Annotated in this window: 5 protein-coding genes; 2 read left to right on the top strand and 3 right to left on the bottom strand. The window is 61.4% G+C overall.

Annotated features, from left to right (window positions below; translation table 11 throughout):
- A partial coding sequence (locus tag AAC083_RS05560; RefSeq protein WP_108536050.1) for a gfo/Idh/MocA family oxidoreductase occupies positions 1-618 on the top strand: 618 nt, incomplete at its 5' end.
- A gap of 272 nt (positions 619-890) precedes the next feature.
- Positions 891-1,412, top strand: coding sequence for a crossover junction endodeoxyribonuclease RuvC (gene ruvC, locus AAC083_RS05555; RefSeq protein ID WP_017412842.1), 522 nt, complete (start codon positions 891-893; stop codon positions 1,410-1,412).
- A gap of 497 nt (positions 1,413-1,909) precedes the next feature.
- Here the strand turns inward: ruvC and AAC083_RS05550 are convergent, their stop codons facing one another.
- The 3 genes from AAC083_RS05550 to AAC083_RS05540 form a co-directional block, all read right to left on the bottom strand.
- On the bottom strand, positions 1,910-2,665 hold the full coding sequence (locus AAC083_RS05550; RefSeq protein WP_181364661.1) for a lytic transglycosylase domain-containing protein: 756 nt from the start codon (positions 2,663-2,665) through the stop codon (positions 1,910-1,912).
- A 155-nt stretch (positions 2,666-2,820) separates the two neighbouring features.
- Positions 2,821-4,218, bottom strand: a complete 1,398-nt coding sequence (locus tag AAC083_RS05545) for an alpha-amylase family protein (protein ID WP_181364660.1) — start codon at positions 4,216-4,218, stop codon at positions 2,821-2,823.
- A 181-nt stretch (positions 4,219-4,399) separates the two neighbouring features.
- Positions 4,400-4,710: M23 family metallopeptidase (locus AAC083_RS05540; protein ID WP_146181588.1), on the bottom strand; the 311-nt coding region annotated here is incomplete at its 5' end.

The raw sequence follows: 4,710 nt of genomic DNA, 5'->3' as shown, positions 1-4,710 counted from the left end.
ACGCTGGCCGAGGCCGAGGAGCTCGCTAACCTCGCCATGGCGCAGGATTGCCCGCTGTTTGTCGGCTTTAACCGCCGCTATCTGCCGGCCATGGATGCCGCCCGTGCCCAGCCGCTCACCGAGCTTAACTGGCAAAAACACAGACACGCACTGCCTGGGGCACCCCGTCAGTTTCTGTTCGATGATTTTATCCATGTGCTCGACAGCCTCTGTTTTTATGGCGGCGCGCCAGACGGGGATTTTCAGGCGGTATTGCGGCCGGATGCCAAGGACAACAGCCTGCTGGCCGGGGTGAGCGTCAGCTGGCAGAGCGGTGATCGCGCCATCAGCGGCAGCATGAATCGCAGTGCTGGCATCACCGAGGAGCGCATCGACGCCTATGGCGACAACCTCTCCCTGCACCTTGAAAACTGCACCCGCGGCACGATTGCCCGAGACAAGACGTTGCAGGCCCTTATCCCCAACGACTGGCAGCCGGTATTGGTCCAACGGGGCTTTGCCGCCATGCTGGAACACTGGTATCAGCAAATTGAATCGGGCAAGGCCGATAGCGAGCTGATCGCCTCCTGCCTGCATGGTCACCGGCTGGCGGAGCAGCTGGTGGCGCTGGCGACCTGACCCCTCTCCTGCGCCTGTCGAGCCTGATTTATCGGGCCCGTACGGGTGAGTGAACCGGCAGACTACTGTACAAGATGACGGATCCCTGCGCAGTCAGCAGGCGAGTGCACCGCCGCGCGAGCCAAGCGGACGCTTGTTTGCTATCTTGGCGGCCATGAACTGCCTTCAGAGCAACAGAGTGCCATGAGCATTATTTTCGGAATGGAGCCGGGCCCCCGGCTCAGTGGTGATGAGGGTGTGAGCCGCCCTCAGGCGTGCATGGCGGAGCAGCCATGAGCATTATCCTGGGGATAGATCCGGGCTCCAGGATCACCGGCTATGGTGTTATCCGCATTGTCGCGGGTAAGGCGGAATACCTGGGTTCAGGCTGTATTCGCACCGACCTGGGCGAGCTGCCATCCCGCCTCAAGCAGGTGTATGACGGGGTGAGCGAGATCATCACCCAGTTCAAGCCCGACGAGTTTGCCATAGAACGGGTCTTCATGGCCCGCAACGCCGATTCGGCCCTGAAGCTCGGTCAGGCCAGGGGCAGCGCCATCGTCGCGGCGGTCAATGCCTTGCTGCCGGTGAGCGAATACTCGGCGACCCAGATCAAGCAGGCCGTGGTGGGCACGGGCGGCGCGGCCAAGGAGCAGGTACAGCACATGGTGACCCATCTGCTCAAGCTGTCGGCCACCCCCCAGGCGGATGCGGCGGATGCGCTCGGCGTGGCTATTTGCCACTTCCATACCCGCCAGAGCCTGATCAAGATGGCGGGGCGGGCAACCAGCTCGGTGCGTGGCCGCTATCGCTGAAGCCTGCCGCGTCTAAAGACTAATCGTTGCGCCTGGCACGGCTCAGGTGCGCGCCCCCCTGTTGCTAAAAGCTTTAACCGAGTCACGAGTTGTCTTGTCACATGGCGTGACTCCAATCGGGACAGCCAGCCTGCGGAGTGACGACAATCCTCTTGATTAATCAATTGCTTGTGACCTTTATCACATCTTCTTGGCGAGACAGGTTCACGTCGCCTCGTCATGTCACCCGCCCATAATGTGGCGCCGTTTAACAACGGCGACCTCGTGAGCCCCGGCTCCTTACCCCGGGTTGCGCCGAACGTCGGTGCCATTCCGGGGGCCTTGGCCTATCGCGTGATCGCACCGAAAGCGTGATCCGTGACAAAAACGTGGGTATCAACAGGCCCCGTGTGTGCTGTTCGCAGGGGTATGCATTCAGACGTCGAGTTCGGGCTGGGTTGCTGTGGTGCCCGGTATCAGGGGGATCTTGTGCCAGCGGTTGCGCCACGGGAGTGTGGTCACAGCCCCCGGGTGTGCAGCATCTCTTTATAGCGTTGATGCAATAGCTGCACCCGCTCCACATAGGCGCGGGTCTCGGCATAAGGGGGGATGCCCCCATGTTTTTGCACCGCTCCGGCCCCCGCGTTGTAGGCCGCGGTCGCCAGCGCTATGTTGCCGTCATATTGCTTGAGCAGGCCTGACAGGTATTTCACCCCGCCAAAGATATTCTGCTCGGCTATCAGGGCATCGCCGACCCCCAGTTCGTGCGCCGTGGCCGGCATCAGCTGGGTCAGCCCCATGGCCCCCTTGCGGGAGACCGCCAGCGGGTTGAAGGCGGATTCGGCGTGGATAAGCGCCCGGATGAGCGCGGGCTCCACCTGATAGGCCTTGGCTGCCGCCTGTATCGTGCTGGCGTAGTCGTAGAGGAAGAGGCCGGTCGTGTGCCAGTTGACCTTGGAGGCCGGGTCGCAGGCGTAGCAGTCGTTGAACCGCAGCAGCTCGTAGTGGCCCTGCTCCGGCATCATGTCGGAGTAGCGTATCACGCCGTTTTTCTGGACCGATTTGTAGACCTGGATCTGGCGTGTGCCGGGCGGCAGGCTGGTGGTCAGCCGGCTGGGGTCGGGGAGTGCGCTGGGCGCGGGCATTGACGTGGGAGCCAGCAGAGGAACGGGGAGGGGGGCTTGCGCCTCTGTGGTCAGGATCACCACCTCGGCCGGTGGGGGAGTCTGGCTCCAGCCGGGCGGGGAAAACAGCGGGATCAATCCCATCAACATCCATGATTTCAACGGCTTGCTCCTTTAGCCTCGTTAGGCTTGTTGAGTAAAGCATCATGACGGTGGCAGAACAAGCTGCCGATGATCGCGGCGCCTGAAATAAACCGGCAAAAAGAGGGGCCGCACGGTGGCGGCCCCGGTTTGATCTCTCTTTCTTATTCCTGCAGCCAGAGCCGGGCGCGGCGGGCAGGAATGGCGACCCGCACCCACTGGCTCTGCACATTGATCAGCGCGTTCTGATCGAGCACGTCCCGGTAGTTGCGATACCAGTTCATCTCGAACTTGGCGGTATCGAGCCAGTACTCCTGCTCGTAGTCACATTTGTTAATGCCGACCAGCCCCAGCTTGCCGCGTTTGAACAGCACGAAGCAGTCGCCGCTGCCGATGAGCTGCATGGACTGGCCCTGCACCGCATTGTGGAAGCGGATCATTCCTTTGAGATCTGCGCGTTGGTAATAATCCTGCCAGCGTAGCCCATCCTTGGCCTGGGTCTCGCCGTGATCGGAATAGACCAGCGGTGAGCCACCATCGCGGCCAAGCAGATAGGCATAGGCCAGCGTCTCGTCGGTCTGGTTGAGGATCTGGTAGCGAAAGCCATCGTTGGTGGGAATGTCGTGGGTGATGGCGAAGGTGATGGCCCGGTTGCCCGGCAGGGCCTGGCCGTAGGCCCCCGGATCCGCCAGCAGGTTCATGCTGCCGCCATAACCCAAGGCCCCGCGCAGGGAGTTAAACAGCAGGAAGTCATAGGCCCCCTGACCGCTGCTGTCGAGGTAAGGTTTGAGGAAGCGTTCGTAATCCGTGCTGCCGGCGCCCCCCGACGTGACCACCTCGCCAAACACATGCACGCCCTGTTTTATCTCGGGGGTGAACACGGCGTTGATCTGGTAATTGCTCATGTGCTTGACCGCATCGACCCGAAAGCCCTTGATCCCCATCCCCTTGAGCGCCTTGAGATAGGCCTGCTGCTGGCTCACCACCCAGTTGTTGGGGTCGAGATCCGGCAGCCCCTTGTCACCGGCGCCACCGCACAGGCGCCAGTACTGGACGTGACCCGGATCGTGCCAGTCGGTGATGCAGCCTTCGGGGTGAAAATCCGATCCGGCCAGCAAGTTCTGCCCCAGATCACCAAACAGCCTCTGGCGCTCGAAGTAGGCCGGGTTAGCCGCATACTGGTCGAGCAGCGCGCTGCCGGGGTAGTTGAGATCGCTGCGCTTCCAGCTCTCGTTGGCCATGTGATTGAGCACTACGTCCGCATAGACGGCAATGCCCCGCGCCTGCATGGCTGCGATCAGTTGCTCGAGATCCTGCTTGTTGCCAAGGGGGGTGTCGATAAGGCGCAGATCCTGCGGTTGATAGCGTGCCCACCACTCGTTGCCGGATGATTTGAGGGGGGGCGAAATGAGCACCTGCTTGTAGCCGGCGGCCTTGATGAGATCGGCCTTGGCGGTGACGTCACTGTATTTCCAGTTGAAGGCGTGCAGTATGACGTCGGCTTGCGCCAGCGGGGCGATCAGCATGCCTGCGATCACCCAGATTCCCGCGATTTTTTTCATTATTGTCAGTCCTTGTTTGGGTGCCCATATGGGCACCCAGAGCCTCACACTGGTCTGGCGGGCCGGCAATCTCCTTTTGGCTGTTTTGTGAGCACTTTCAAAGGGGCATATGCCGATCTGTGACGGCTTGCATGAAACCGCAGAGCCCTGTCATGAGCGACTTACCCAGGATGTAATCGGTTCAGTCGAGGCCATTGTTGTAGAGCGGCTGCCAGGCACAGAAACGCTGGCCGTTGCGGCTGTTTTGCAGCCAGAAACGGTTGCAGTTGTCGTCGTAGTTGCTGGTGCCGACGTTGACCGCATAGCTGCTCAGACGCTGCCCCTGCAGGGACTGGAACACCCCGTTGTAGAGCAGGGAGAAATGCAGGTGCGGGCCCGTGGAGGAGCCGCCCTCGCACAGGGCTTCGTTGCGATTGCTGGCATAGGTGCCGATGGGGGTGTCGGCGGCCACGTAGTCACCGCTGCGAACCGAGATGCCGCTCATGTGGTAAT

This window comes from Aeromonas sp. HMWF014 (assembly GCF_963878295.1).
GTDB lineage: Bacteria > Pseudomonadota > Gammaproteobacteria > Enterobacterales > Aeromonadaceae > Aeromonas > Aeromonas popoffii.
The sequence above is the reverse complement of the archived record's forward strand: the minus strand, read 5'-3'. Positions and strand labels throughout refer to the sequence as shown.